At 40.5% G+C, this 24,954-nt stretch carries 20 protein-coding genes; 16 read left to right on the plus strand and 4 right to left on the minus strand.

All coding sequences use genetic code 11. The features are described 5' to 3' along the window. The first annotated feature begins 23 nt into the window (after positions 1-23). The 10 genes from ampE to ACJJVX_RS07125 all read left to right on the plus strand — a co-directional run bounded on the left by ampE (position 24) and on the right by ACJJVX_RS07125 (position 15,353). The gene (ampE, locus tag ACJJVX_RS07080; RefSeq protein WP_054203086.1) at positions 24-875 is read left to right on the plus strand and encodes a beta-lactamase regulator AmpE; all 852 of its coding nucleotides are present in this window, start codon (positions 24-26) and stop codon (positions 873-875) included. A gap of 452 nt (positions 876-1,327) precedes the next feature. Further along, complete coding sequence (gene pdhR / locus ACJJVX_RS07085) at positions 1,328-2,077, plus strand: pyruvate dehydrogenase complex transcriptional repressor PdhR (RefSeq protein ID WP_054203087.1); 750 nt, start codon at positions 1,328-1,330, stop codon at positions 2,075-2,077. Positions 2,078-2,181: 104 nt separating this feature from the next. Continuing rightward, positions 2,182-4,848 (plus strand): pyruvate dehydrogenase (acetyl-transferring), homodimeric type, encoded by a 2,667-nt coding sequence (aceE, locus tag ACJJVX_RS07090; protein ID WP_054203088.1) that lies wholly within the window; start codon positions 2,182-2,184, stop codon positions 4,846-4,848. Positions 4,849-4,858: 10 nt separating this feature from the next. After that, on the plus strand, positions 4,859-6,775 hold the full coding sequence (gene aceF / locus ACJJVX_RS07095) for a pyruvate dehydrogenase complex dihydrolipoyllysine-residue acetyltransferase (RefSeq protein ID WP_405630780.1): 1,917 nt from the start codon (positions 4,859-4,861) through the stop codon (positions 6,773-6,775). A gap of 181 nt (positions 6,776-6,956) precedes the next feature. Beyond that, positions 6,957-8,384, plus strand: coding sequence for a dihydrolipoyl dehydrogenase (gene lpdA / locus ACJJVX_RS07100; protein ID WP_054203090.1), 1,428 nt, complete (start codon positions 6,957-6,959; stop codon positions 8,382-8,384). A gap of 262 nt (positions 8,385-8,646) precedes the next feature. Further along, on the plus strand, positions 8,647-9,336 hold the full coding sequence (locus ACJJVX_RS07105) for a tRNA-uridine aminocarboxypropyltransferase (RefSeq protein ID WP_054203091.1): 690 nt from the start codon (positions 8,647-8,649) through the stop codon (positions 9,334-9,336). A 1,368-nt stretch (positions 9,337-10,704) separates the two neighbouring features. Continuing rightward, positions 10,705-11,709, plus strand: coding sequence for a Fe(3+) ABC transporter substrate-binding protein (locus ACJJVX_RS07110; protein ID WP_405630782.1), 1,005 nt, complete (start codon positions 10,705-10,707; stop codon positions 11,707-11,709). Continuing rightward, positions 11,709-13,340, plus strand: coding sequence for an ABC transporter permease (locus ACJJVX_RS07115; RefSeq protein WP_405630784.1), 1,632 nt, complete (start codon positions 11,709-11,711; stop codon positions 13,338-13,340). Before ACJJVX_RS07110 ends, ACJJVX_RS07115 begins: the two co-directional genes overlap by 1 nt. Continuing rightward, positions 13,341-14,390 carry an ABC transporter ATP-binding protein gene (locus ACJJVX_RS07120; protein ID WP_054454577.1) on the plus strand — a complete coding sequence of 350 codons (1,050 nt, stop codon included), beginning with the start codon at positions 13,341-13,343 and terminating at the stop codon, positions 14,388-14,390. It begins immediately after the preceding gene. A 63-nt stretch (positions 14,391-14,453) separates the two neighbouring features. Next, positions 14,454-15,353, plus strand: coding sequence for a Dyp-type peroxidase (locus ACJJVX_RS07125; RefSeq protein ID WP_054203095.1), 900 nt, complete (start codon positions 14,454-14,456; stop codon positions 15,351-15,353). On the opposite strand, the gene argR is transcribed toward ACJJVX_RS07125, so the two are convergent. Next, a complete protein-coding gene (gene argR / locus ACJJVX_RS07130) occupies positions 15,350-15,817 on the minus strand; it encodes a transcriptional regulator ArgR (protein ID WP_054454574.1) in 468 nt (155 codons plus the stop codon). The two genes, ACJJVX_RS07125 and argR, sit on opposite strands and share 4 nt — an antisense overlap. Before the next feature lie 217 nt (positions 15,818-16,034). Between argR and mdh the strand changes: the two genes are divergently transcribed. After that, on the plus strand, positions 16,035-16,970 hold the full coding sequence (gene mdh, locus ACJJVX_RS07135; RefSeq protein WP_054203097.1) for a malate dehydrogenase: 936 nt from the start codon (positions 16,035-16,037) through the stop codon (positions 16,968-16,970). Positions 16,971-17,054: 84 nt separating this feature from the next. Here the strand turns inward: mdh and ispB are convergent, their stop codons facing one another. After that, the gene (ispB, locus tag ACJJVX_RS07140; protein WP_054203098.1) at positions 17,055-18,026 is read right to left on the minus strand and encodes an octaprenyl diphosphate synthase; all 972 of its coding nucleotides are present in this window, start codon (positions 18,024-18,026) and stop codon (positions 17,055-17,057) included. A gap of 421 nt (positions 18,027-18,447) precedes the next feature. On the opposite strand from ispB, the gene rplU reads away from it, so the two are divergent. The 5 genes from rplU to ACJJVX_RS07165 all read left to right on the plus strand — a co-directional run bounded on the left by rplU (position 18,448) and on the right by ACJJVX_RS07165 (position 21,369). Continuing rightward, complete coding sequence (rplU, locus tag ACJJVX_RS07145) at positions 18,448-18,759, plus strand: 50S ribosomal protein L21 (protein ID WP_004587921.1); 312 nt, start codon at positions 18,448-18,450, stop codon at positions 18,757-18,759. Positions 18,760-18,775: 16 nt separating this feature from the next. Then, entirely contained in the window at positions 18,776-19,033 is a 258-nt protein-coding gene (rpmA, locus tag ACJJVX_RS07150) for a 50S ribosomal protein L27 (RefSeq protein ID WP_054203099.1), read from the plus strand. 154 nt (positions 19,034-19,187) lie between these two features. Next, positions 19,188-20,348, plus strand: coding sequence for an Obg family GTPase CgtA (cgtA, locus tag ACJJVX_RS07155; protein ID WP_054203100.1), 1,161 nt, complete (start codon positions 19,188-19,190; stop codon positions 20,346-20,348). Positions 20,349-20,420: 72 nt separating this feature from the next. Further along, on the plus strand, positions 20,421-20,912 hold the full coding sequence (gene folA, locus ACJJVX_RS07160) for a type 3 dihydrofolate reductase (RefSeq protein ID WP_054454612.1): 492 nt from the start codon (positions 20,421-20,423) through the stop codon (positions 20,910-20,912). A 79-nt stretch (positions 20,913-20,991) separates the two neighbouring features. Continuing rightward, the gene (locus tag ACJJVX_RS07165; protein ID WP_054203101.1) at positions 20,992-21,369 is read left to right on the plus strand and encodes a DUF3718 domain-containing protein; all 378 of its coding nucleotides are present in this window, start codon (positions 20,992-20,994) and stop codon (positions 21,367-21,369) included. 622 nt (positions 21,370-21,991) lie between these two features. Here the strand turns inward: ACJJVX_RS07165 and ACJJVX_RS07170 are convergent. Both ACJJVX_RS07170 and ACJJVX_RS07175 read right to left on the minus strand, forming a co-directional pair. After that, positions 21,992-24,007 carry a methyl-accepting chemotaxis protein gene (locus tag ACJJVX_RS07170; RefSeq protein ID WP_054203102.1) on the minus strand — a complete coding sequence of 672 codons (2,016 nt, stop codon included), beginning with the start codon at positions 24,005-24,007 and terminating at the stop codon, positions 21,992-21,994. Between the two features lie 122 nt (positions 24,008-24,129). Next, positions 24,130-24,954, minus strand: a complete 825-nt coding sequence (locus ACJJVX_RS07175; protein WP_064435799.1) for a symmetrical bis(5'-nucleosyl)-tetraphosphatase — start codon at positions 24,952-24,954, stop codon at positions 24,130-24,132.

Consider the following 24,954-nt stretch of genomic DNA (forward strand, 5'->3'; position numbering starts at 1 on the left):
AAGCGACAAGCTAAGAGACCGTTATGATTTTAATTTCTATTATTATCGCATTAATTTTAGAGCGCCTTGGTGCGCGATCAAATTATTGGCAAATTAGTCATTATGCACAGGGGTATTTATCTCGTTCTAAAAAGCAACTCAGTGATAAAGGAATGTTTAATTCTGCTCATGGGTTTTTAATTTGGCTTGTACTGCCAGTTATTGCGAGTGCGTTGGTGTATACCTTTTCTGATTTTGTATTATGGCAGTTAGTCGTTAATGTTGTGGTACTGCTTGTGTGTTTTGGCTGTGCTAAGCATCGAGTTTTATATAAATCTTATTTGAATGCTCTTACTCGTGGTGATAGTGAGGCTGCTACTTTGTATGCGTATCAAATGGGACAAAAGCGCACTGAAGATGAAGTTGGGGGAGAGAGCTTTGGGCAAACACTTGCGTGGATCAATTTTCGCTTCTATTGCGCTGTGATTTTTTGGTTTGTAGTGTTAGGTGTCCCCGGTGCAGTACTCTATGCATTAGTGCGTACTTACGGCGATATAGTACGCGAAGATCATAGCGTGGCGTATGCAAAACGGTTTAAGCTTATTCATACTTTATTATTTTGGCTTGATTGGCTACCTGCGAGAATTGCAAGCTTTGGTTATTTAGTAATAGGTAACTTCAATAAAGGAACGAGTTGTTGGTTACGCTATGTACTCGACTTTTCTGTGAGTAATCGTAAAGTTGTAACCAATACGGCATTAGCGGCTGAGCAAATTGAGCAGCAGCACTTTGGTTGTACCTATGAAGCTACGTGTATGGTGAAATTAGTAAAACGAAATGTATTGTTTTATTTGGTGCTAATTGCATTGCTTACTTTGTTTGGTGGCTTAGCGTAAAGAAACAGCTGCTAGGTGTTGTATTTGTTTTGTGGGAACAGGCTTTAGCCGTGATTGTTCTAGGTTTTGTGTTAAAGCCAATCGGCGCTAAAGCGCTCTCCTACGATGGTATATAGCTGGCAGCTTCTTCTCATTTATTCTCTATGTATAAAAGTTTTTTAGGTATTTATTGATAGTAAATAATCGGCTTCTCAGTGTTTAATTGTCTGGTCAGACCATTTCGATTTGATATAAAAAACCTTTCCAAACACTCGCTTTACCTCATACTGTTTAATCTTTATGCTAAATGCGTTAGTCTGCTTTACAGGGCTCTGTCGTAGTGAAATTGACAGCAAACACGCTTTTTGATAACGTATGGCACAAATTTGGTATGACCAATTTACCTTTTGCTCCAGTTGCAGGTAGAAAACTATTTTTTAAGTCATTCCTATCACTATTACGGACGTCCATTAATGTCTTTAAAGATTAAAGCAGCAAAACTATCGGATGTTATTTTAGAGCAGCTTGAGAACATGATTCTTGAGGGCTCATTAGCACCAGGTGAAAAACTGCCGCCAGAGCGTGAATTAGCAAAGCAATTTGAAGTATCTCGACCTTCATTACGTGAAGCAATTCAAAAGCTAGAGGCTAAAGGCTTAGTAACACGTCGCCAAGGTGGCGGGACGTTTGTAAAAAATCAGCTAGAAGAAGGGTTGACGGATCCATTATTTGATTTGATCAGCAAGCACCCGGAATCGCAGTTTGATTTACTTGAGTTTCGCCATGCCTTAGAAGGAATTGCCGCATATTATGCCGCACTTCGTGGTACTGGCACCGACTTTGAGAAAGTGAAGCAAAGCTTTGATTATATCGCTTTAGCTGATGTTGATTTACAGCAAAAAGCCAAAGCAATTAATGCGTTTCATTTTAGTGTTGCTGAAGCGTCACATAATGTTGTGCTATTGCACTTAGTACGTGGCATGCAAGCGCTATTAGAGCAAAATGTATTACAAAATTTAACGGTGTTGTTAGAAAAACCGCATATTAGTAAGCAGTTGGCTCAGCATCGTCGTTTATTAATGGATGCAGTGATTGAAGGGAATCCTGAGCAAGCACGCCTTGCCAGTAATGCTCACTTAGCTTTCATTGAAGAAGCATTATTGGAAGCGGGCAAAGAGCATTCGCGGATTGAACGTAGTTTAAGACGCACCAAACAAAATTAAGTAAAGATTAATAATTTAAGCAAGCACTGACTGTAATATAGCAACGCTTTATACCACAGTGCTTATTAAGAACATTCGTATTTTAAACATAAGGAAACCTCCATATGTCTGAAGTCAATAAAATTGACGTAGACGCGCTAGAAACACAAGAGTGGTTACAAGCTCTTGAATCAGTTGTGCGCGAAGAAGGTGTTGAACGTGCTCAGTTTTTACTTGAGCAAGTATTAGAGCAAGCCCGTTTAGACGGTGTTGATATGCCAACAGGCATTAACACAAACTACGTTAATACGATCCCGGTTGATCAAGAACCTGCTTACCCAGGGGATGTAAACCTTGAGCGCCGTATTCGTTCTATTATTCGTTGGAACGCAATCATGATTGTATTGCGTGCTTCGAAAAAAGACCTCGACTTAGGCGGCCATATGGCGTCTTATCAGTCATCGGCTGCGTTTTATGAAGTGTGTTTTAACCACTTCTTTAAAGCCCCTAATGATGTTGATGGCGGTGACTTAGTTTATTATCAAGGTCACATTTCTCCAGGTATTTATGCGCGTGCATTTGTTGAAGGGCGTTTATCAGCTGCACAGCTTGATAACTTCCGTCAAGAAGTTGATGGTGAAGGCATACCGTCTTACCCACACCCTAAATTAATGCCTGAATTTTGGCAATTCCCTACAGTATCAATGGGCCTAGGTCCAATCGCGTCTATTTATCAAGCGCGATTCTTAAAGTACTTAGATGGTCGTGGCTTGAAAGACACTAAAAATCAACGTGTATATGCGTTTTTAGGTGATGGCGAAATGGACGAGCCAGAATCACGTGGTGCTATTTCTTTCGCTGCGCGTGAAAAGCTAGATAATCTGTGTTACCTAATTAACTGTAATTTACAGCGTTTAGATGGCCCAGTAATGGGTAACGGTAAAATCATCCAAGAGCTTGAAGGCTTATTTAAAGGCGCTGGCTGGAACGTCATTAAAGTAGTATGGGGCAGCGGTTGGGATATCTTACTTGCTAAAGATACTACCGGTAAGTTACTACAATTGATGAACGAAACCATCGATGGTGATTATCAAACATACAAAGCTAAAAATGGCGCGTACGTACGTGAACATTTCTTTGGTCGTTACCCTGAAACAGCGGCACTTGTTGCTGACATGACAGACGACGAGATTTTTGCTCTTAAGCGTGGTGGTCATGAACCATCAAAATTATACGCTGCATTTAAAAAAGCAGAGCAAACAAATGATCGTCCAACGGTTATCCTTGCTAAAACTGTAAAAGGTTACGGCATGGGTGAAGCGGCTGAAGGTAAGAATATTGCGCACCAAGTGAAAAAAATGGACATGTCACATGTGGCACATTTACGTTCACGCTTAGGTTTAGATGATTTAGTGTCTGAAGAGCAACTTGCAGAGCTACCTTATTTAGAACTTGAAGAAGGTTCGCCAGAGTACAAATACCTACATGCTCGCCGTGATGCATTGAAAGGTTACACGCCAAAACGTATTCCTAACTTTACTGAAAAGTTACAGCTACCAGAAGTAGAAGCATTTAAGCCATTACTTGATGAGCAAAAACGTGATATTTCTACCACGATGGGCTTTGTGCGTGCACTTAATATCTTATTAAAAGATAAGGGCATTGGTAAAAATATCGTACCAATTATTGCTGACGAAGCGCGTACGTTTGGTATGGAAGGTTTATTCCGTCAAATCGGTATTTATAACCCGCATGGCCAAAACTATACACCACAAGATCGTGATATCGTTTCTTACTATAAAGAAGCTACATCAGGTCAAGTACTGCAAGAAGGTATCAATGAGTTAGGTGCAATGTCGTCATGGGTTGCTGCTGCAACATCATACAGCACTAACGATTTACCAATGATCCCATTCTACATCTACTATTCAATGTTTGGTTTCCAACGTGTTGGCGACATGGCATGGATGGCAGGTGACCAACAAGCACGTGGTTTCTTATTAGGTGCTACAGCCGGTCGAACAACGCTAAATGGCGAAGGTTTACAGCACGAAGATGGTCACAGCCATATTCTTGCTAACACTGTGCCTAACTGTATCTCTTACGATCCAACCTATGCGTATGAAGTTGCGGTTATCATCCAAGATGGTATTCGTCGTATGTACGGTGAAGATCAAGAAAATATTTACTACTACTTAACGCTAATGAACGAAAACTATGCACAACCTGCTATGCCAGAAGGTGCTGAAGATGGTATTCGTAAAGGTATCTACAAGCTTGAAAGCTACGCGGGTAAAAAAGCCAACGTACAGTTATTAAGCTCAGGTACTATCATGACCGAAGTACGTAAAGCCGCAGCTATCTTAAGTGAAGATTACGGTATTGCATCTGATGTATTCTCTGTAACGTCATTCAATGAATTAACGCGCGAAGGTCAAGATGTTGAACGTTTCAACATGCTTAACCCTGAAGGCGAACAAAAAACTGCGTACATCACGAGCGTCTTAAATGATTCAGTGACTGTTGCCGCAACGGATTACATGAAAAACTACGCAGAGCAAGCGCGTTCGTTTATTCCAAGCAGCAACTATAAAGTGTTAGGTACGGATGGTTACGGTCGTTCTGATAGCCGTGAGAATTTACGTCGTCACTTTGAAGTTAACGCCAGCTACGTAGTGGTTGCTACGTTATCTGAACTTGCTAAACGTGGTGAAGTTGAAAAGTCAGTTGTTGTTGAGGCACTTAAAAAGTTCAACATCGACACTAACAAACTTAATCCACTGTACGCATAAGAGGTTTGCAATGAGTATTGAAATTAATGTACCAGATATCGGTGGCGATGAAGTCGAAGTAACCGAAATTCTAGTGAGCGTTGGTGACAAAGTTGAAGTTGACCAATCATTACTAACGGTTGAGGGTGATAAAGCCTCAATGGAAGTACCCGCTGCACAAGCCGGTACTGTAAAAGAAATTAAAGTAAATGTTGGTGATACGGTCACTACGGGGACTTTGGTATTCTTGTTTGAAGGCGAAGAGAAAGCATCAAGTGCTGCTCCCGCTGAACAAGCAAAAACTGAAGACGCAGCACCTGCTGCATCTTCAGGCTCAACGACTAAAGAAGTTACCGTACCAGATATCGGCGATGATGAAGTTGAAGTGACTGAGATCCTGGTTGCCGTTGGTGACACTGTTACTGAAGAGCAATCAATCTTAAATGTTGAAGGCGACAAAGCAGCGATGGAAGTTCCAGCGCCGTTTGCTGGGACAGTTAAAGAAATTAAAGTGGCTGCTGGCGACAAAGTAAAAACAGGCTCACTTGTGTTTGTTTTTGAAGTAGTCGGTAGTGAACCTGCACCTACGCAAGCAGAAAAAGCAGCGCCAGCACAAGAGTCTGCGCCTGTACAAAGCTCAGCACCAAGCAGCAAAGAAGTAAACGTACCTGATATTGGTGGTGATGAAGTTGAAGTAACTGAAATTTTGGTTGCTGTTGGCGACAGCGTTACTGAAGATCAATCAATCTTAAACGTTGAAGGCGACAAAGCGGCAATGGAAGTACCAGCCCCGTTTGCAGGTACTGTTAAAGAGATTAAAGTAGCCGCAGGCGATAAAGTATCGACCGGTTCACTTATCTTTGTATTTGAAGTTGCCGGTAGTGCACCTGCTGCACCTGCTGCATCTGCACCAGCAGAAAAAGCCGCTCCAGCACCTGCAAAAGCAGAGTCAGCACCCGCGCCACAAGCAGCACCGGCAAAAGCCAGCAATGAAAGCTTTGAAAACAACAGTGCGTATGCACATGCATCGCCAGTTGTACGTCGTTTAGCGCGTGAGTTTGGTATCAACCTTGCAAACGTGAAAGGCTCTGGCCGTAAAGGTCGTGTTGTTAAAGAAGACGTGCAAAACTATGTGAAAAATCTAGTTAAGCAAGTTGAGTCAGGTCAATTATCTGCAAGTAAAGGTAATGCTGACGGCGGTGAGCTTGGTTTAATTCCATGGCCAAAAGTTGATTTTGCTAAATTTGGTGAGATTGAAGAGAAGAAACTTTCTCGTATTCAAAAGCTATCGGGTAAAAACTTACACCGTAACTGGGTGCAAATTCCTCATGTTACTCAGTTTGATGAAGCTGATATCACCAGTCTTGAAGTCTTCCGTAAAGAACAAAATGCGCTTGCAGAGAAGAAAAAGCTAGGTGTTAAAATCACCCCGCTGGTATTTGTAATGAAAGCAGCAGCAAAAGCACTTGCTGAGTTCCCTACATTTAACTCTTCACTTTCTAATGATGGCGAAAGCTTAATCCTTAAAAAGTACATCAACATCGGTGTTGCGGTTGATACACCTAACGGTTTAGTTGTGCCAGTATTTAAAGATGTTGATAAAAAAGGCATCATTGAATTATCGCGTGAGCTGATGGAAGTATCGGTTAAAGCACGTGACGGCAAACTAACTTCGTCTGATATGCAAGGTGGTTGTTTTACAATTTCAAGCTTAGGCGGGATTGGTGGTACAGCCTTTACGCCAATCGTAAACGCGCCAGAAGTTGCTATTTTAGGTGTATCTAAGTCTGAAATGAAACCGAAATGGAATGGCAAAGAGTTTGAACCAAAATTAATGGTTCCACTTTCAATGTCATACGACCATAGGGTGATTGACGGAGCATTAGCTGCACGCTTTACTGTCACTCTTGCAAGTTACATGAGCGATATTCGCCAATTAGTAATGTAAGCAATTGGTGCATGTAGCTAAATAAATAGAATCAAATCCCAGCCAGTTGTTTTTTGCTGGGATTTTTACCATTTGCAATGATACAATCTTTGCACAAAGATCTGCTCTGATTTTCTGCCTTGCAGAAACTTGGCAGTTAAACTTTAGGGCAGTGTCCCGTTCAAACAATTAAGGTAATAGCATGAGCAACGAATTAAAAACTCAAGTTGTTGTACTAGGCGGTGGTCCTGGTGGTTACTCTGCAGCTTTCCGTGCTGCTGACTTGGGCTTAGAAGTTACATTAGTAGAATCTCGCGATACATTAGGCGGCGTATGTCTTAATGTTGGTTGTATCCCTTCAAAAGCACTTTTACACGTAGCTAAAGTAATTGATGATGCAGCAGCAATGGAATCTCATGGTGTTACTTTTGGCGCACCAAAAATTGACTTAGACCAAGTACGTTCTTGGAAAGATTCTGTAATCGGTCAGTTGACTGGTGGCCTAGACGGCATGGCTAAAATGCGTAAAGTAAAAGTGGTTTACGGTTACGGTAAATTCACTGGTAGCAACACTATCGCTGTTGAAGGTGCTGATGGCGCAACAACTATCACGTTCGATAATGCTATTATTGCAGCGGGTTCTCAGCCTGTTAACTTGCCTTTCATTCCACAAGATGACCGTGTAATTGATTCAACTGGCGCATTAGAACTTAAAGATGTACCAGAGAAACTACTTGTATTAGGTGGTGGTATTATTGGTCTTGAAATGGGTACTGTGTATCGTGCATTAGGTTCTGCAATCGATGTTGTAGAGTTTGCTGATCAATTAGTGCCTGCTGCCGACAAAGACATCATTAAGATTTACCAAAAATACGTGAGCAAAAAGTTCAACGTAATGTTATCAACTAAAGTTGTTGGCGTTGAAGCGAAAGACGATGGTCTTTATGTAACGTTTGAAGGTAAAAATGCACCAGCAGAGCCAGTACGTTATGACAAAGTGCTTGTAGCAGTTGGTCGTACACCAAACGGTAAATTACTTGATGCTGACAAAGCGGGCGTTAATGTTGATGAGCGTGGCTTTATTAATGTTGATAAGCAGCTTAAAACAAACGTTAGCAACATATTTGCAATTGGTGACATTGTTGGTCAACCAATGCTTGCACATAAAGCGGTTCATGAAGGTCATGTTGCTGCTGAAGTTATCTCAGGTCAAAAACACTTCTTTGATCCTAAATGCATACCTTCAATTGCCTATACTGATCCAGAAATCGCGTGGGTTGGTGTAACTGAGAAAGAAGCAAAAGAGCAAGGCCTAAGCATTGAAACTGCGGTATTCCCGTGGGCTGCATCAGGTCGTGCAATTGCATCTGCTCGTACTGAAGGTTCAACTAAGCTGATCTTTGATAAAGAAAGTGGCCGTGTTATCGGTGGTGCTATGATTGGTATTAACGCAGGCGAAATGCTTGGCGAAATCGGCTTAGCAGTTGAAATGGGCGCAGATGGCGAAGACTTAGCGCTTACTATTCACGCTCACCCAACATTGAACGAATCAATCGGCCTAGCAGCTGAGATTTTTGAAGGTTCAATCACTGATTTACCAAACAAAAAAGCAGTTAAAAAGAAGAAGTAAGTTCTTTTAGTTAATTGTTTAAAAACCCAAGCCTCGGCTTGGGTTTTTTGTTTTGATTATACCCGTCAGCCGTCAGCCGTCAGCCGTCAGCTAAAGATAGGCCTTCTTGACACGTAAGCTGAACTGGGCAAAACTTTGATAGCTGATAGCTGATAGCTGATAGCTGATAGCTGATAGCTGATAGCTGATAGCTGATAGCTGATATCAATTCCCACTGACTTTAGCTATAATACGCGCCGATCAATTTTTAGGTATAAAGCTTGTGATTAACCGCTCTTCTAATTCAGTACTTGCCTTGCGCGCGCAGCAAATTAGCGAATCTCGTCGGGAGTTTAATGCCCGTGGCGGCAAAATGGATCGCTGTGAGCAATGTTTAATTGCAAAGCATTATTGCATTTGTGACGGTGTAGAGCAGGCAAACTGTGAGGCCGCTGTATGTATGCTGATGTACCACAATGAAAGTTTTAAACCTTCTAATACCGGTCGTTTGATTGCTGAAATAGTTCCTGACAATTATGCTTTTCGTTGGGATAGAACCGAGCCCGATCTTAAACTTTTAGCGCTGTTAAATGATCCACAATATCAACCTATGGTGATATTTCCAGCTTCAGATATTGAAAACCCTGCACGAGTTGTTACCGAGGTGGAGCATCAACCAAATAAACGTCCTTTGTTTATCTTTTTAGATGGCACATGGCGCGAAGCAAAAAAAATGATTCGTAAAAGCCCTTACTTAGATAATTTACCTGTGCTGTCGATCACTGCTGACAAGCTATCTGATTATCGCCTGCGTGTTGCCCCTCACGCTCATCAACTTGGTACCGCTGAAGTGGCTATTATGGTATTAGCATTGGCAGGTGAATTAGATGCATCTAATAAACTCGAGCAGCATTTTATGAAGTTTCGCGACGCGTACTTATTAGGTAAGCGCAACAAAGGCCGACCACAATAACGAGTAAATTTAAACGCTGTATACCCAAACCACCTCGAGATGCAGACTTCAGCGTTTCACAGGTGTTTAATATCAAGGCGTTATTTTGTAACAATGGTAGTCCCTTTTAAGAAGTAACAACGATGAGAGTAAGCGTCTGTGAAATGCCCAACGAGTTGGTTTAAAAGCGATTTATACTGCGTTACTTTTATAAGGGATTGATTTTAATAATAGAACCATTATGACTTGCAATCAATGCCTGCCTTAATCGCTTTTAATTCCAACTGAAACTGCATTTTGAGGTGGCTTGGGTAATAAGAAGTAAACCCGTATTAAAATGCTATGCATAACAATAGCAAAATAGTTTAGTATTTTTTGATAGCTGATAGCTGATAGCTGATAGCTGATAGCTGATAGCTGATAGCTGATAGCTGATAGCTGATAGCTGATAGCTGATAGCTGATAGCTGATAGCTGATAGCTTTATTCAGGCAAAAGAAAAGCGCGAACTATCTCTAGTCGCGCTTGCGGAATCTTCTAATTTTCTGCATCCTGCAATTGAACTTAATCAACTCCTAAACTTTACAATTCCATGTGATCACGCTGTTACTTATTCGTTCTGCGTGATTTAGGCTATCCGGGCCTATATCCAAGTAGTATCCATTCATCCATATCGGTAAAATCTATTACCCGTCCTTTATGCATCAATCTTAATGCTATCCATTTATTAAACAGTTCCATTGCGTTGCCTTTAAGGCCTGTCCGTCTATCCGTTTTACAACATCCTGTAAACAACCTTTTTACGAACCCTGTTGTTAATCCATTACACATCATCCTGATGCTATCCATTTATTAACAGTTCCATTGCGTTACCCTTAAGGCCTGTCCATTCGTCCGCTTTTATAACATCCTGTATAACAACCCTCTTACGAGCCCTGTTGTTAATCCTTTTCGCATCATCTTGATGCTGTCCATATATTTACTATCCATAGTGTTGCTCATCCTGAGCCTGTCCATAATTCCATTTTTTCCTAACGTAACCTAAAATCCGAGGTTTATGAGTAATCATTCCTTGTCCGTTTACTCATTTAAGCCTAACTGCTTAACCGATGAAGTAAGTATAGAGCCTTTTAGCAAACAAAATAGTGGTCAAATCGGATGTAAAATATGGCTATTGAAACAACAAATAAATATAACCCTTAAATTTCAATGCTTTAGTTTGTTTTTTGATGACTTTTCTGAGGTTTTATACTCAATGACTGGCACGATCGTAAGAGATATCTCACACGCAATTTCCATTATGGTTGTCAGGCACATTTAATGAGTGCACTTTAAATGGAGAAAAGGTATTATTTCATGATAATAGTTATTATTTAAGTGGAAGCGATATATGAAAAAGACGTTAGCAATTTTGGTTGGGTTAACCGTGGCAGCACCTGCATTTGCAGATGATGCGGTAAATATTTATTCTTTTCGTCAACCATTCTTAATTCAATCAATCTTAGATGATTTTACTAAGCAAACCGGTATTAAAACCAATGTGGTATTTGCTAAAAAAGGCTTAATTGAACGTGTTAAACGCGAAGGGAAGCATAGCCAAGCTGATTTAGTTCTAACTTCTAATTTTAGTGATTTAGTACAATTAGATGAGCTAAATTTAACTCAAACAATCAATAGCGAAACAGTCAACCGCAACGTGCCTGCTAAATTTCGTGATGTTGAAGGCCAATGGGTTGCATTAACCAAACGCGTACGTAATGTATATTCATCAAAAGAGCGTGTTGGTGCACTACCGCATTTAAGTTACGAAGAGTTGGCTTTACCTAAATACAAAGGTAAGTTATGCACACGCTCTGGTAAACACCCTTATAACCTAGGTTTAGTTGCATCAATGATTGCGCATCATGGTGAAGCACAAGCAAAAACATGGCTTGAAGGTGTTAAAGCAAACTTAGCGCGTAAGCCACAAGGTAATGATCGTGGGCAAGTTAAGGCCGTTAAAGAGGGATTGTGTGATATCGCGTTAGGTAACAGTTACTACTTTGGTAAGATGATTGAAGACCCAGCACAAAAACCATGGGCAGATGCTGTACATATAAACTTCCCAAATCAAGATAATAGAGGCTCACATATCAATGTTTCTGGTGTAGTTATGACTAAGTACGCTAAAAACTCTGAAAATGCCTTGAAACTTATAGAGTTTATGACCGACAATAAGGCACAGAATACATATGCGTCGGTTAATATGGAATATCCGGTTAAACCTGGCGTTGAATTATCAAGTTTAGTTGCGTCTTGGGGAAGCTTTAAGGAAGATAGCTTGCCACTTGATGAAATTAGCAAATATCGTCCGTTAGCGCTTAAGCTAATAGATGAGGTGAAGTTCGATCTTTAATGAGTTTTAAATTTTCGTTGTCGCGATGGCAATCTTTCGCGTGGGTTATTGGCACCGTGCTAGTAACCCCGCTGTGTTTTCTTCTTTTTGAATCTCTACAGGGGGATTCAGAGGTGTTTAGTCACCTCTGGGAAACCGTGTTATGGGATTACATCCGCAATACTTTGGTGCTTATTTTTGGAGTGGCTGTTGTCAGCTGTGCGATTGCACTCCCGCTTGGTTGGTTAACGGCTTATTGTGATTTCCCCGGACGAAAGCAGTTTGAATGGGCACTAATGCTCCCTCTTGCGATGCCAACGTACATTATTGCTTATGTATATACTGATTTGTTTGATTATGCCGGACCTGTGCAAATAGCGCTGCGTGATTGGTTTAATTGGCAGTCCCCAGACGACTACTGGTTTTTTGATATTCGTACCTTACCCGGCGCGATTATGATGATTGCTTTAGTGCTTTATCCTTACCTTTATTTGATTTTTAAAACAGCGTTGCGTGAGCAGTCATTTAAATTAGTGCAAGCAAGTCAATTGATGGGTCTATCACCTAGGCAAAGTTTTTTTAAAGTGAGCTTGCCGCTTGCTCGTGGTGCTATTGTCGCCGCTCTTGCACTTATAAGTATGGAGACAATGGCTGATTTTGCTACTGTTAACTACTTTGCTGTGAGCACTTTAACAACGGCTGTGTATGACACATGGCTAGGGTATTACTCACTAACTGCGGCTGCAAAAATTTCAGGCATTATGCTGCTTATTTTATTTATTGCTCTGATGATGGAGCGCTTTAGCCGTCGCAATCAAGCCGTATTTGAGCGCCAATCAGGGGTTAATAGTGATGCACTATATAGCCTTAAAGGGAAGCATGCCTGGTGTGCAACTACATTTTGTTGTGTGGTTTTGTTTTTTGCGTTTTTACTGCCTGTGGCAGTGTTGGTAGGTTATGCCATTTCGTATGCTGAACAAGCATGGAGTGATCAGTTTTTCCTTTATGCATGGCAGAGCTTTAAGGTGGCAGCTATTGTTAGCATCATTACCATCGGCTTGAGTTTGTTAGTGGTTTTTTATCAGCGAATAGCGAAGCAACAGTACCCGTTAATACCTGGGCGCTTAGCGAGTACCGGGTATGCTTTACCAGGTACCGTACTTGCAATTGCAGTACTATTACCCCTAACTTTATTAGATGATAAATTAAATGCGTGGTTAGAGCCGCTTGGGGTTGTGCCAGGACTGTTATTAAGTGGCACTTTGTTTGCAATTATATTTGCATACGTTGTACGCTTTTATGCCATTGCCCATGGTGCAATAGAATCCAGTTTTATGCGCATTAGCCCATCGCTTGATATGGCGAGTCAATCCATGGGGCAAAGCCAAGGTAAAACTCTGCGCAAGGTACATATACCGTTGTTACGTCGTGGTATTTTAACCGCAGGGTTACTAGTATTTATTGAATGCATGAAAGAGTTACCAGCCGCTTTATTATTAAGGCCTTTTAATTTTGAAACATTAGCAACACATGTATTCCAATACGTTAGTGATGAGCAATTAGAGTTGGCTTCTATTTCAGCGTTATCGATAGTCGTAGTAGGGTTAATTCCTTTGTATTTTGTTAATCGCTCAATGGAGCAACGTAGTTAAATGAGCAGTTTAGTCTTAGATAATTTATCGTATCAGTATAACGGCACCGCAGTGATTGAAAATCTAGATTTAACTGTCGCCAAAGATGAGATCGTTTGTTTGCTTGGTGCAAGTGGTTGTGGAAAGACCACGACATTAAAAGCAATAGCAGGGTTAATAGAAGCCAAGCAAGGTAAAGTCTTTATTGATGGTAAGTTGGTAAGTGATGAGCAGTTATTTTTGGCGCCAGAGTATCGTAATATCGGTATGATGTTTCAAGATTATGCATTGTTCCCACATTTAACAGTGGCTGATAATATTGCATTTGGGTTAGCTAAAATGCCAAAAGCACAAAAGCAGCAACGTGTTGATGAAATGCTTGAATTGGTGCATTTAATTGGTTGTGCTAAACGTTTTCCACACCAATTGTCTGGCGGCCAGCAGCAGCGAGTCGCGATTGCGAGGGCACTCGCTTATAAACCTAGTTTATTATTATTAGATGAACCATTTTCAAATATTGATACCCAAGTACGATTTGAATTAATTGCTGATATCCGTCGTATTATTAAAGCGCAGCGCGTGTCTGCAGTATTTGTTACACACTCAAAAGAGGAAGCATTTGCATTCTCTGACACTTTGGCGGTGATGCATCGCGGAAAAATTGCTCAACAGGGCACCGCTGAGCAACTTTTTAGCTCTCCGAGTTCAAAGGTGGTTGCAGAGTTTCTAGGTCAAGGCATATACTTGGACGCAGAAGCATTAACGGCAACTGAATATAATACTGCATACGGGCGTGTTGAATCATTTGCTGCACGAGGTTCTCAGGCTCAACTAGGTCAGATATATATTCGCCCACATCACCTTTTATTAACCGCGGTTTCAATAGGTGAGGAGGGTATTAATACAGTAACTATTATCAATAGTCGCTTTATTGGCTCCCATTATGTTTATAAAGTAATGATTGCACAGCAAGAAATAGAAGTTGCAGCTCAATTAGACCAGTCATTTAAAGAGAATGATCAGGTTACAATAAAAATAAAACCGCACACGGTAAACTTTTTCGCTAGTTAGAGTAGTGACTTTTTATTTTAAAGCAAAAGCGCCGTGTATGAGACTTTGAGTTAAGGAAATACCATGGCGCAAGCGCAATCGGGGATTTGTGCTGAGGCAAACCTACACGGTTTGCATTTATTTTTTAATGTATTTGATGGTCATGACGAGTCATTGCGTAAAAAATTAAAGCGAGTCAGTGTGATTCAAGACGAGTTCGCTGATCAATTTTCAGAATCTATGCTCTCAAGCCTTGTGGCTGTAGGCGCGCAGTATTGGCCACATGTTTTACCTGAGTTCATTCCAAGCCAACTACAAAGCTTTCCTAATATTACGCATAATGATCATGTTATGGGGGCACAGCCGTTCGATTTATTTGTACAAATTCGTTCAGATAGAGAAGACGTAAACCATTTGTTCGCATTACAAATACTTAAATTGTTTGCCCCTGATGTTGAGCTTGTTGAGCAAGTACGTAATTTTCGCTTTTTAGATGGGCGCGACTTTAATGGTTTTATACTCGGGGGGGATACCCCCCATGGTCGTCAAAAGCGAATCACGGCTTTAGTTAGCAGGCCGGGGCACTTTGAAGATCAAGGTAGTTATATCCATGTGCAGCGTTATAAGCATGATTTGAGTGTATGGCAGCATCTATCATTACATGAACAAGAGCAAATAATGGGGCGTACGCGATTAGATAACACGCTGATCATACCACCGTTAGAAACCAGTCATGCAGTACGAACTGAACTTAAAGATGAGCAAGGTCAAGCGTTGCTTCTCAATCAAAGCATGCCTTACGGTGATGTAAATGAGCAAGGTGTATTAGCAATAAGCTGCGGCGCATTTGGCTCGGTGTTCGAGCAGGTGTTACGTAGCCGTTTAGGGCAGGGCGAATGCTATGACCATTGGCTTGATTTTACACAAGCTGATATGGGGTCGGCATTCTTTGCCCCGTCAATTAACTTTTTAAAGCAGCTTTAAACCGTATCAAATAAAAGACGAACACGCTCAAGGGTTACATCAATTTCTGAAATTTTAGCTGGGGCAATAAAAATAGTGTCGTCTCCGGCAATTGTACCCAAAACACCATCTGCTTTACCTAATGAATCGAGTAAGCGAGCAATTAATTGTGCAGCACCTGGGCTGGTGCGAATAATGATCATCATCTCATTATGCATAATATCAATCACTAATTGGCGCAATGGGCTTTTTGCTGTAGGTACACCCATTTCAGCTGGTAGGCAATATACCATCTCTTGTTTTGCATTGCGTGTGCGTACGGCGCCAAATTTACTCAACATGCGCGATACTTTACTCTGGCTGATATTATCAAAACCTTGCTCTTTTAGAGCGTCTACGATTTCGCCTTGAGAACCAAAATTCTCTTCTTTTAAAAGTGATTTAAAGGCTTTCACCAGTGCTTCTTGTTTATCATGTGGTTGCATGTTGCTGTTCTGCTCTTGTTATTTGATGAGCTAAATTCTACACAAAAATGAATATTTATGCAGTAGTTGTTTGTCGTATGCGCTTTGTAAACAAGAAAGTTTACAACTATGGTCGAAATTATATGCAAAATAAGCAGGATAAATTTGTCTTTAGGCATTAATTTCATTATCTTTAGAGCCACAAATATTTCCCTATCTCAAATTACGGAGAATTCCAATGAAAGTTGCTGTATTAGGTGCTGCAGGCGGTATCGGCCAAGCGTTGTCTTTATTATTAAAAACAGGTTTACCAGCTGGTTCTGAATTATCACTTTATGATGTTGCTCCAGTTGTTCCTGGTGTTGCTGTTGACCTTTCTCACATCCCAACAGATGTTAAAGTTGCTGGTTTTGGTGCTGACGCACTTGACCAAGCGTTAACGGGTTGTGATATCGTGCTTATCCCTGCGGGTATGCCACGTAAGCCTGGTATGGACCGTGCTGATTTATTCAACGTAAATGCGGGTATCATCAAAACATTAGCAGAAGGCATTGTTGCTAATTGTCCTACCGCACTTGTGGGTATTATTACAAACCCAGTAAATGGCACTGTGCCAATTGTTGCTGAAGTTTTCAAAAAAGCAGGTACTTACGATGCTAAGCGTGTTTTCGGTATCACTACTTTAGATGTGATCCGTTCTGAAGCGTTCGTAGCTGAGCTTAAAGGTGTTGATGTTGCAACTGTGAAAGTACCAGTAATTGGTGGTCACTCAGGCACAACTATTCTTCCTCTTTTATCTCAAGTTGAAGGTGTTAGCTTTACTGATGAAGAAGTTGCAGCACTTACTCCACGTATCCAAAATGCAGGTACTGAAGTAGTAAATGCTAAAGCTGGCGGTGGTTCTGCTACATTATCAATGGGTGCTGCTGCAGCACGTTTTTGTATGTCTTTAGTTAAAGGCCTACAAGGTGAAGACGTTGTAGATTATGCATACGTTGCAGTTGAAAATGGCGATGCAGAATACTTCGCTCATCCAGTACGTTTAGGTAAAAATGGCGTAGAAGAGATTCTTTCTTACGGCGAACTAAGCGCGTTTGAGCTACAAGCTAAAAACGATATGCTTGATACGCTGAAAAAAGACATCCAAGAAGGTGTTGATTTCATCAACGCTTAACCTTGCTTATATCGCCAGCTGTTGGCGGTAATAAAAAAGCCTGCAATTGCAGGCTTTTTTGTGCTCGAAATCAAATCGTTAATTTTAGTGACTACGATCAACAGCAATACGGGCTAGGCTAACTAAGGCTTCTTTATAAGGCGAATCAGCTAACACAGATAAACAAGCAATGGCTTTATCTGCTTCTTCGTTTGCTTTATTCATGGTGAACTCGAGTGCATTTGTTTCATTTAGCGTATTGAGTATTGCGTCTAAGTGCTCCATACCATTACTGTGCTCAATTGCATCACGAATTAGCTGAACCTGTTCAGCATTACCTTGTTGCATAGCATAGATAAGTGGCAGGGTTGGTTTACCTTCAGCTAAATCATCACCAATGTTTTTACCTAACTGATCTGCATCTGCATTGTAATCAAGTACATCATCAACCAATTGAAAAGCAGTACCTAAATGCATCCCGTATAAATTGAGTGCTTTAAGTGTTTTTTCATTTTGTTCAGTAATGACTGCAGCAAGCCCTGTAGCAGCTTCGAATAACTTAGCTGTCTTAGAGTAAATAACCTGCATATAACTGTCTTCAGTGGTGTCAGGGTCATTGCAGTTCATTAATTGCAGCACTTCACCTTCAGCAATCACGTTCGTTGCATCGGCAAGTATTTGCATTACCTGCATTTTACCAATCCCGACCATAAGCTGAAATGAGCGAGTGTAGATAAAGTCGCCGACCAATACGCTTGCAGCATTACCAAATTCAGCATTTGCTGTTGGTGTGCCGCGACGTAGGTTTGACTCATCAACAACATCGTCATGAAGCAGTGTTGCAGTGTGAATAAATTCAACAATGGTTGCTAAGGTGATATGGTCTTTGCCTTCATAGCCAAGTGCTTTGGCCGCTAAAATAGCTAACATAGGACGAACGCGTTTGCCGCCACTGTTAACAATATATAAGCCAAGCTGATTGACAAGTGCCACATCTGAGCGCATTTGCGCATATATAAGTTGATTGACGTTATTCATATCGTTTTCGATTAACGCCTGGATAGCTTTTATATCCATTGATCTCCGAGCCAAATTTAATGGGTATACGCAGCCGATTGTACAACAAAAAACGCGCTTGCTCGATATTTTGTGACAATTCCCTGAAAAAACACGTTTAAGCAGCTTAATTTAGCCTTAATTAGCCAACTTAACTTTTTATTTTTTTTAAGTTGGCTTAATTCATCGTGGATGTTTTTTATTCATGACGTCTGTTTGCCTACTCTGTAACTTATTTGTCATTCGGTGTTAAAAAGCGCTTGGCATAACGTCAATTTAATATAAAATAGGGGAAAATATTGAATTGCTCTCAATGCAGCTATTTTTTATTCATTTAATTAATAAACGGGCTTGCTAGTTTTTGCACATTAGCGTAAACTTCGCGCCCTATTGAAGAATATTTTAGTTGCGTCGATTTGAGGGCGCACAGACGGAGTTAATTATGTACGCGGTTTTCCAAAGTGGTGGTAAACAGCACCGTGTGACTGAAGGTCAAACAATTCGTCTTGAGAAATTAGACGTTGAGACTGGTGCAGCAGTTGAATTTGATTCAGTACTTTTAGTTGCTGATGGTGAGAAAATCGAGATCGGTGTACCGTTCGTAAACGGTGGTAAAGTAACAGCTGAGGTTGTTTCACATGGTCGCGGTGAGAAGATTAAGGTTGTTAAATTTAGACGCCGTAAGCATTCTCGTAAGCAAATGGGCCATCGTCAATGGTTCACAGAAGTTAAAATCACTGGCATTAGCGCTTAATTAGAGGTACTTAGAAATGGCACATAAAAAAGCAGCTGGTAGTACTCGTAACGGTCGCGATTCAGAAAGCAAACGCCTTGGCGTTAAGCGTTTTGGTGGCGAATCAGTTCTAGCGGGTAGCATCATTGTTCGTCAACGTGGAACTAAATTCCATGCTGGCACAAACGCAGGTATCGGTAAAGACCACACTATCTTCGCAAAAGCAGATGGTAAAGTTCAGTTTGAACAAAAAGGTCCTTTAAACCGTAAATACATAAGCATCGTATCTGAGTAATCAGAATCGGTTCTTAAAAAACCCCGCCTTTGCGGGGTTTTTTGTTTTAAGTCTTAAGAATATATCCCCAAGTGTTTTTATCACATAGTGTGCTCTATAGGCCACTTGGGTATATAATAGAGTTATTAACAAGCCAATCCTAAAGTGAGTAATCATGAAGTTTGTAGATGAAGTAGAAATTCGCGCAGAAGCTGGCGACGGTGGCAGTGGTATCGTGTCTTTCCGTCGTGAAAAATATGTCCCAGATGGTGGACCAGACGGCGGTGACGGTGGAGATGGTGGTAGTGTTTATCTACAAGCTGATGAAAACTTAAATACCCTGATCGATTATCAGTTTGAGCGTTTTCATCGAGCTGAGCGTGGTACAAATGGTCGCAGCCGTAACTGTACGGGTAAAAAGGCTGACGACTTATATGTGATGGTGCCAGTGGGTACTCGTATAATGGATGTTGATACTCAAGAAGGTCTTGGCGATTTAACGCAAAATGGTCAAAGAATTTTGGTTGCAAAAGGCGGTTTCCACGGCTTGGGGAATGCGCGTTTTAAATCAAGTACTAACCGAGCGCCTCGTCAAAAAACACTGGGCACACCAGGTGAAGTTCGTAACCTTAAATTAGAGCTATTATTATTAGCTGATGTAGGTTTATTAGGTTTACCTAATGCAGGGAAATCTACCTTCATACGCAGTGTATCAGCAGCTAGACCTAAAGTGGCAGACTACCCGTTCACCACGCTTGTTCCTAATTTGGGTGTTGTGCGTCCAGAAGCAAATAAATCATTTGTTATTGCCGATATCCCAGGCTTAATAGAAGGCGCATCTGATGGTGCAGGTCTTGGTATTCGCTTTTTGAAGCACCTTGAGCGTTGCCGTGTATTGCTGCATATTATTGATGTAATGCCTGTGGATGGTTCAAACCCAGTTGATAATGCATTCGCGATTATTAATGAGCTACATCAGTACAGCCCTAAGCTTGCTGAAAAACCGCGTTGGTTAGTGTTCAATAAGATTGATTTATTGCCAGAGGATGAAGCTAAGGCGTTGTGTGAGCAAATTGCTGAAGAGCTTGGCGAGACTGAAAATATTTATAGTATTTCAGCAATTAATAAATTACATACACAGCCTCTTATTCATAACATCATGACACTGCTTGATAGTATGCCGAAAGAGAAGTTTGTGCCAATCGAAGATGAAGATGTTGAGTTTAAATGGGATACTTACCATAAAGATGCGACTAAGAAGAAGAATGATGACGACGATGATTGGGACAACTGGGATGACGATGATTATGACGTTGAAGTTGTCTACGAACGTTAATCAGAGATAGATTATATAAAAGGAGCCTGTGCTCCTTTTTTCTTGTTTAATGAAAAAGTATTGGATGTTAATGTGAAAATTTCAATGATTGCCGCGATGGCTAACAACCGAGTTATAGGCCAAGATAATAAAATGCCATGGCATTTACCTGCTGATTTACAGCATTTTAAAGCGGTAACAATGAGTAAACCTGTGATCATGGGACGTAAAACATTTGAGTCAATCGGTCGTCCTTTACCTGGACGAAAAAATATAATCATTAGTCGTAACACTGAATATAGTGCACCAGGTATTGAGGTTGTAGCATCGCCAGAAGCCGCGCTTTCATTGGCTTATGAGAGTGATGAAGTAATGATTATTGGTGGTGGAAATATTTATCAGCAATTTTTAGAACGCGCAGATTCACTCTATCTTACTTTTATTGAGCTTGATGTTGACGGGGATACGCAATTTCCTGATTATGAAAAAATGGCTAATTGGCACGTTGTTGAAGAACAATTTAACCAAGCTGATGAAAAGAATTTACATGCCTATAAATTCGTTACATTAGATAAAATTACGTAACATTATTGCGCTTATTCTTATACGTTGGTACAATATTAGACAATTAGGGTAGGTTAAAAGTATTACACAAGGGTACAAAATGATTAAATTATCGACGTTACTTATTGCTGCAACAGTAGTTTCTGGTTCTATGGTTTTCAGTGCACCAGCTAAAGCAGATGATCAATTAGCAGTTTCAATCTGCGAATACATTGCTGCGGATGATAAAAACCGCTTGCGTAGTAAGCTTAAGAGCTCGCGTGTAAAGATTCGTAATATTTACGATGCTGTACAATGTAATGGTAATAACCTTCTTCGTCATGCGATTGCCAGCAATGCGGCAGATGCAGGTGAGTATGTTGTGAAAAACCTATCTAAAAGTTCATTATCTGACGGTGCAGACATAGCATGGGCTGAGGCAAACGGCCATGGCGGCTCTGCACTAATTGCAGTAATTAAAGATCGTGCGGGTTTATAACCGCTGATTTAATTATTAAAAAAACCGCGGCTGCCGCGGTTTTTTTATGGCGATTCGAATATGGCGTTACCTTATACCAATCTGCATAAATATTTGAACAATTTAACGAATTAAATCACGCTATAACGTCGTTAAAAATTTTTTATTTAGAACAACTAGATATAAAAATTTTTGCCTAGGGCGTGTTGACCTTTGTGGATTGAAATTTGCTCAAACGCGGGGAGGTTTAATCGCTCCGCGAGGTTTGGAGTCGAGTGGGCTGAGTAAAAACCAAGCAACAAACAAAGAGTAAATCACCCCGAGGCAGAACCCTTTGGGCAGCGCATGTTTGGCATTTATACTGCGTTATCGCCTATTCATGGGGAACAACCACACACCATAGGCTCTGCCTTGCCTAGATACCAAACATACTGCTGCAAAATCAATCACGAAAGGTCAACACGCCCTAGCGTTAAGTAAAAAGATATTTAGGATTGGGTTGAGCTTCATTCATACCAAATTTAGGTGAAAATCTAATGTGGTTGGTGTGATTCTTAATCGAATAACTTTACTCTTGAACTTAGATTAAAAAAGCCGCGCCTGTGATTTCAAGCGCGGCTTTTTATCTTTTTTACTCTTTATATTATACTTTAAATGCATCTACCGATAAGCGTAATTCTTCGGCAAGTTTAGCTACTTCCGAGCTTGATATATTGGTCTGGTTAGCTCCCTCAGCAGTTTGTTCAGCGATTGCGACTATTGACTCTAGGCGTTCGCTGATCTCTTGAGATACTTGTTGCTGCTCTTGTGCTGCGGTTGAAATCTCTTCACTTACATCGTGTGCTTGTGCTACGGCTGCTGTGATTGAATCTAAGGCTGTGTTTGCTAAGTCAGATTGCTCAACGCATGATTCAGCTTGCTGTTTTCCTTTTGACATAGCAGCAACCGCAGCTTCAGCACCGCTTTGTAGTGATTCGATCATTGCTTGAATCTCTTGCGTTGACTCTTGTGTCTTACTTGCGAGCGAGCGAACTTCATCAGCAACAACAGCAAAGCCTCGGCCTTGTTCTCCAGCGCGAGCTGCTTCAATTGCGGCATTAAGCGCGAGTAAGTTTGTTTGGTCAGCAATACCACGGATAACATCAAGGATACTGCCAATAGAAGCACTATCTTGGTGAAGCTTATTGATCACTTGTGAAGCAGCGTCAACTTCACGCGCTAGTTGCTCAATGGTCGCTTTATTATGGCTTGAAATACCCTTAACACGGTCAGCTTCTTTGTCTGCATTTTTAATTTCTTTTAATGCTTGTTGTGCACTGTTGCTAACGGTTTGCGAGGTGCTGCTCATTTCAGTAGTCGCAGTAGCAGCTTGTTCAACTTGTGCTTGTTGGTTACGAATAGCTTGACTAGATTCACCTGTAATCGCCGACGTTTCTTCAGATGCAGCAGCAAGCTGTGTCGAACGAGAAATAATACCTTGGATCAAGTTTCTTAAGCTTTCAATTAATGTATTACAGCTACGAGATAACTCGCCAAATTCATCTTTGGCAGTATCATCTAAGCGTTGTGTCATATCGCCACTGGCAACAATGTCAAGGATGCGGTTTACTTCAGCTAAAGGTTTAGTAATGCGGCTAACAGTAATGTAGGCAACTATAATTGCTATCAGTGTTGCACTGATCATACCAATCCAAGTCCAAAGGTTAGCAGATTTAACGTCGGTGCTTACATCTTTTTGCAACTCAAAAGCGAGATTACTTGCTTGATTAACCAATTTGTTAAGCTGCTTTAATGCTGTGGAAGTGGCAACCTCAGCTTGTGCAAGCTCAGCTTGGGTCATTGCGATCACATCAATTAGCTTTTTCTTGTTAATTGAAATGCTATTTCTGCCCATAACGTTGTCATTCAACGAAACAAAATAGGTATTTAGATCGTTAAATAAATCAGGGTTATCTGCTTCTACCGCAGGTTTTAAAAGTTTTAAGCTGCGTTCAATTTCTTCTAAATAATAGACTTGTTCGTTTTTGACGATATCTAACGTATTTTGTGTTTTTACTGTTAGCATATCCGTACTTGTAGTAACTAATGACAAGAAATTATTTTCTAACATATTTGCGGCTTGAAAAGCACGAGCATCTTTTTCTTCTAACCCATCTATGTCAATAATATCTAATACCACAGAGTTAGCATCTTCTGCTGCCAGTTCAATATTTTCTAATTGAGCGTGAAGTTTTTTGTTTAATTCTAGTTGGCTGCTTTTGTCTTTTAACAAATCTTCAACCGATTTGATAAACCCCTTGTATGTTTGTTCTACATCGAGGCTACTTTGATTCAGCTCTGGGTTGTTTCTTACAACATCTTGTAATTGTAAATAATATTTATCAAAGCGTTGTTTTTGAGCAAAAACTGCTTTTTTAATTGGAGCTAACTCTGCAGCAGATGATGTATAAAAACTACCTTGAGCTGCTTTGCTCATTAATATAAATTCAACTTGTAAATCAGAGCTTTTTTGTAATGCTGGAAGCGATAGTTGATTTACTTGCTGCGCTGAATTATTGATATTGGCTATTCTTAGCAGTGAATTCACCCCAATTAATAGAAGCAATAAGGTGATACAAATAAATCCACCCCATATACGTTGACTAACAGTTAAGTTCATATGAATTTCCATAAAAGAGTAGCGACAAGTGCTTATCGGCTTTATTGCAAATAAGTTAAGTAATTAAATCTAATTACTTTTAACATTGATTACTATAAATTTAACAGAAGATGAATAATTTTTCAGTTAAATGAGACAAAATTAGTAGAATTAACACTAAAGCGTTGCTTATTACTTAGCTCTAAGAGGGTCATTTTTCCTCCCCAAACACAGCCAGTGTCTAAAGCATGTATATGTGAGTGCGACGTTTTCCCTTCAAGTGCAGCCCAATGCCCAAAGACAATATCTTTTTTCAATGTTTTAAATCGAGGGTGATTGAACCAAGGGATCATTGCATTAGAGTCAGTAATAGCACCTTTATAACTAAGATCTAGTTGTTCATCGGGGGTTAGAAAGCGCATTCGAGTAAAGTAATTAACGATATAGCGAAATTTTTCAAATTTAGTAAGTTGTTTGCTCCAGGTACCAGGGTGAGCCAAGTACATATGATTGAAGAAATCATGAGCGTGAGCACTTTGATAGCAGTCTGTGGCAAATTGAGCATGTTTGAGAGCTTCTTTAATCGTCCATGCGGGGTTAAGACCAGCATGGCTTATAAATACTTGCTGTTCTTCAAGCCATAATGCAAGGGGTTGCTGTTGTAACATCTTTATGTAAGCTGGGAATTTTTCACTGCGCAGTAAGGGGCCTAACTTATCTTTAGGGTTGGCCGCTTTATTTAAAAAGTAGTTAGCAATGAGGTGTAGATCGTGATTACCTAACGTAACGGTAATACTATCTTGGTATGTATATAGATAATCTAAACAAGCGAGCGAGTCAGGTCCACGAGCAACAATATCGCCAACTAAGTAAAGGTGATCTTTGCTAGGGTTAAAGTCAACCTGTTGCAGTAAGGCGTGAAATTCATTAAAGCAGCCTTGTAGATCACCAATTGCATAGTTAGCCAT

The organism is Pseudoalteromonas sp. Ld20, assembly GCF_045064175.1.
GTDB classification, from domain to species: Bacteria; Pseudomonadota; Gammaproteobacteria; order Enterobacterales; family Alteromonadaceae; genus Pseudoalteromonas; species Pseudoalteromonas neustonica.

Bases quoted from the DNA above. Each gene is read 5' to 3' on its own strand.
- ampE (WP_054203086.1), top strand. From the start codon at position 24: ATGATTTTAATTTCTATTATTATCGCATTAATTTTAGAGCGCCTTGGT.
- pdhR (WP_054203087.1), top strand. From the start codon at position 1,328: ATGTCTTTAAAGATTAAAGCAGCAAAACTATCGGATGTTATTTTAGAG.
- aceE (WP_054203088.1), top strand. From the start codon at position 2,182: ATGTCTGAAGTCAATAAAATTGACGTAGACGCGCTAGAAACACAAGAG.
- aceF (WP_405630780.1), top strand. From the start codon at position 4,859: ATGAGTATTGAAATTAATGTACCAGATATCGGTGGCGATGAAGTCGAA.
- lpdA (WP_054203090.1), top strand. From the start codon at position 6,957: ATGAGCAACGAATTAAAAACTCAAGTTGTTGTACTAGGCGGTGGTCCT.
- ACJJVX_RS07110 (WP_405630782.1), top strand. From the start codon at position 10,705: ATGAAAAAGACGTTAGCAATTTTGGTTGGGTTAACCGTGGCAGCACCT.
- ACJJVX_RS07115 (WP_405630784.1), top strand. From the start codon at position 11,709: ATGAGTTTTAAATTTTCGTTGTCGCGATGGCAATCTTTCGCGTGGGTT.
- ACJJVX_RS07120 (WP_054454577.1), top strand. From the start codon at position 13,341: ATGAGCAGTTTAGTCTTAGATAATTTATCGTATCAGTATAACGGCACC.
- ACJJVX_RS07125 (WP_054203095.1), top strand. From the start codon at position 14,454: ATGGCGCAAGCGCAATCGGGGATTTGTGCTGAGGCAAACCTACACGGT.
- argR (WP_054454574.1), bottom strand. From the start codon at position 15,817: ATGCAACCACATGATAAACAAGAAGCACTGGTGAAAGCCTTTAAATCA.
- mdh (WP_054203097.1), top strand. From the start codon at position 16,035: ATGAAAGTTGCTGTATTAGGTGCTGCAGGCGGTATCGGCCAAGCGTTG.
- ispB (WP_054203098.1), bottom strand. From the start codon at position 18,026: ATGGATATAAAAGCTATCCAGGCGTTAATCGAAAACGATATGAATAAC.
- rplU (WP_004587921.1), top strand. From the start codon at position 18,448: ATGTACGCGGTTTTCCAAAGTGGTGGTAAACAGCACCGTGTGACTGAA.
- rpmA (WP_054203099.1), top strand. From the start codon at position 18,776: ATGGCACATAAAAAAGCAGCTGGTAGTACTCGTAACGGTCGCGATTCA.
- cgtA (WP_054203100.1), top strand. From the start codon at position 19,188: ATGAAGTTTGTAGATGAAGTAGAAATTCGCGCAGAAGCTGGCGACGGT.
- ACJJVX_RS07165 (WP_054203101.1), top strand. From the start codon at position 20,992: ATGATTAAATTATCGACGTTACTTATTGCTGCAACAGTAGTTTCTGGT.
- ACJJVX_RS07170 (WP_054203102.1), bottom strand. From the start codon at position 24,007: ATGAACTTAACTGTTAGTCAACGTATATGGGGTGGATTTATTTGTATC.
- ACJJVX_RS07175 (WP_064435799.1), bottom strand. From the start codon at position 24,954: ATGGCTAACTATGCAATTGGTGATCTACAAGGCTGCTTTAATGAATTT.